The sequence below is a fragment of the Streptomyces sp. NPDC087428 genome, from assembly GCF_044744085.1.
Lineage (GTDB): Bacteria > Actinomycetota > Actinomycetes > Streptomycetales > Streptomycetaceae > Streptomyces.
Genome location: NZ_JBIUXR010000038.1, coordinates 1 through 3,119 on the forward strand (window position 1 = coordinate 1; position 3,119 = coordinate 3,119).

The 3,119-nt window shown below is 67.8% G+C and carries 2 protein-coding genes; both read right to left on the reverse strand.

From position 1 onward, the window contains the following. A partial coding sequence (locus tag ACIO3R_RS39480; RefSeq protein WP_402111944.1) for a condensation domain-containing protein occupies nt 1-1,394 on the reverse strand: 1,394 nt, incomplete at its 3' end. Beyond that, nucleotides 1,391-3,119: condensation domain-containing protein (locus tag ACIO3R_RS39485; protein ID WP_402111946.1), on the reverse strand; the 1,729-nt coding region annotated here is incomplete at its 5' end. The genes ACIO3R_RS39480 and ACIO3R_RS39485, both read right to left, overlap by 4 nt.

Genomic DNA, 3,119 nt, shown 5'->3' on the forward strand with positions numbered 1-3,119 from the left:
AGCTGGTGGATCGTCGCGGTGTCGGGGTAGGGGCCGGTCTTCCCGTTCCAGTCGACCAGGATCTCCTGCCGCTCCCGCACCGTCAGCATGTTCAGCTCAGCGATGCGTGCTCCGGGAGCCGCTACGACGGACTCCAGCAGGGTCCGCAGGTGGCCGGCCATCCGCTCGATCGTCGCCGCGTCGAACCTGCTCCGGTCGTACACGAACCGGAACTCCATCGCACGGCCCGCCGACGCGACCAAGGTGAGCGGGTAGCCCGTGCGCTCCACGCAGTTGACCAGGCGCCGGGTCAGTCCCTCGGGGAAGTCCGACGGCTTCTGCACCACCGGGTAGTTCTCGAAGACCAGGATGGACCGGAACAGCGGCTCTCCCCGGGGGATGCTGCTGTGCTTCTGTACGTCGACGAGGTGGCAGTACTCCCACTGCCGCATCTCCAACTGCTCGTCCTGGAGATCCCGCAGCCAGTCCGCGACCCCGAGTTCACCGGTGAGCCGGCCTCGCACCGGTAGCGTGTTGATGAACAGGCCCATCATCGAGTCCACGCCGGGCAGCGCGATCGAGCGGCCCGAGATGGTCGAGCCGAACAGCACCTCGTCACGGCGGCTGTACCGGGAGAGCAGGATCGACCACAACCCCTGCACCAGGGTGTTCATCGTGATCCGCTGCGACCTGGCGTAGTCGCGGGCCTGCGCGAACAGGTCGGAGGGGGCGTGCACCTCGAACTCCCCGACGCCGGTGTCCCCGGTGTCCCGGTCCACGTGCAGATTGGTCGGCTCGGATACCCCTGCCAGATACTTCGTCCAGAAGTCCGCCGAGGCGTCGCCCTGTTGGGCGTTGAGCCATTCGATGTAGCGGCGGTACGGAACGGTCGGCGGCAGAGCAGCAGACCTGCCGTCGAGGAGACTGCGGTAGAGGGCGAACAGCTCCTTCTGGAGGATCTGCACGCTCCATCCGTCCAGCAGGATGTGGTGGAACGACCAGACCACGAACCGCCGTTCCTCCGCCGCCCGCAGCACAGTCACCCGCACCAGCGGGGCCCGGGAGAGGTCGAACCCGCGCTCCCAGTCCTCCGCCAGGAAGGCGTCCAGCCGCTCCTGCTGTTCGGGCAGGCCACGCAGGTCCCGCACCTCGAAGGGCACGGGGGCCTCGCGCTGCACCACCTGTACCGGCTCCGACACGCCCTCCCACACGAACGCGCTCCGCAGAATCGAGTGTCGGTCGACGAGCTGCTGCCACGCCTGTCCGAAGAGCGCGTCGTCGAAGTCGCCTTCGACCTCTTCCGTCATCTGGACCATGTACGGGCGGGTGTCGGACGTGTCCTCCAGCGAGTGGAACAGCATCCCGAACTGCAGGGGCGAGAGCCCGTAGACGTCTTCCACGTTGTGCGTGCTCATATCGAGAACCTCTTCAGGATCGCGGCCATGTCGGTGTCACCGACGTCGGTGAGGGGGATGCCGGGGGCGGTCCGGCGTGAGTCGGCGGCGCCTTCGGCACTGCCGGCGATCAGCCCGCGCAGGTGGTTGATCATTCCGTCGGCCAGCCGCTCGACGGTGTGCTGGTCGTGCAGCGCCGCCGAGTAATTGATGTACACCCCGAACGTGTCCCCCTCGACGGCCGCGGTCACGTCGAGGACGTTCCAGCGCATGCCGTCAGGACTGATCGAGTGCCCCTTGGGCTCGTTCGCCGCGGCGTACCGACCGATGCCCGGGAGGTCCCGGCTGAACTGCCCCAGGTAGTTGAAGTTGACCTCAGGAACTGGCTGCCGACCCAGGGCGGACGTCACTTCGGGGGCTCCGAGGTAGCGCAGGGCGCCGTAGCCGACGCCGTTGTTCGGTATCCGGCCCAGCTGCTCCTTGACGGAGTCGAGCGAATCGAGCGGCTCGGAGCCGGGCGCCAGCCGCAGCGCGACGGGGAACACGGACGTGAACCACCCGACGGTCCGCGAAAGGTCGACGTCGGGGAAGAGATCCTCCCGGCCGTGCCCCTCCAGACCGATCAGGGTCTCGTCGTCCCCCGTCCAGTCCCGCAGCGCATGGGCGAGAGCGGTGAGGAGTGCGTCGTTGATCCGCGTGTTGAAGACGCGTGGCACGTCCCGCAGCAGGGCGCGTGTCTCCTCGGCGGTGAGGGCCACCGCGGCGGTGGACGCCGAGCCCAGTTCGTTACGACCGTCCCGGTCACGCGGAACCCGCCCATCGGGCTTCTCCTTCGCCCAGTACGCGAACTCGGCGCCTGCCGCGCCCGAGGTCGCGAATTCGCGCAGCCGTTCCGCCCAGGCCCGGAAAGACGTCGTCTTCGCGGGGAGTCGTGGCGCCCGGCCGGCGGCGCGCTGCTCGTAGCAACTCCCCAGGTCCTCCAGGAGGATCCGCCAGGAGACCCCGTCGACCGCCAGGTGGTGTACGGCGATGAGCAACCGCTGCCCCCGTTCCGCCCCCAGCTCCAGCAGGGCACACCGCATCAACGGCCCCTTCGCCAGGTCGAGGCTCTGCTGCGTCCCTTCCGCGATTCCGAGCGACACCGAGTTCAAGGCCTCGTCGGTGACGTCGGACAGGTCGTGGACGTCGAGGATGTCGGTGTCCGCCGACTCGTCCAGATACTGGCGCCAGCCGTTCTCACCGCTCTCGCACCGCAGGCGCAAGGCGTCGTGGTGCTCGATCAGGTCGGCCAGCGCCGACCTGAGGACGTCAGGGTCCAAGGCGTCGGTGGCCAGCAGCTCAGCCTGGTTGAAGTGGTCGAACGCCGGCAGTTCCTTCTCGAAGAACCAGTGCTGGATCGGAGTCAGGGGTACGTCACCCACCACCCGACCCTGCTCCGCGTCGACGAGCGTGGTCGCGCCGGCGTGGACCGCGATCTCGGCGATCGTCTGATGCTTGAAGATCGTGCGCGGGGTGAGGTGCAGACCGAACTTCTTCGCCCTGGCGATCATCTGGATGCTGATGATCGAGTCGCCACCCAGCTCGAAGAAGTTGTCGTGGATGCCGATGGTGGTGATGCCGAGGATGTCGCCCCAGACTGATGCGAGGGTGCGTTCGGTGGTGGTGCGGGGGGCGGTGTAGGTGTGGTTGAGGTCGGGGCGGTGGTGGTTGGGTGTGGGGAGGGCTTTGGTGTCGATTTTGCCGTTG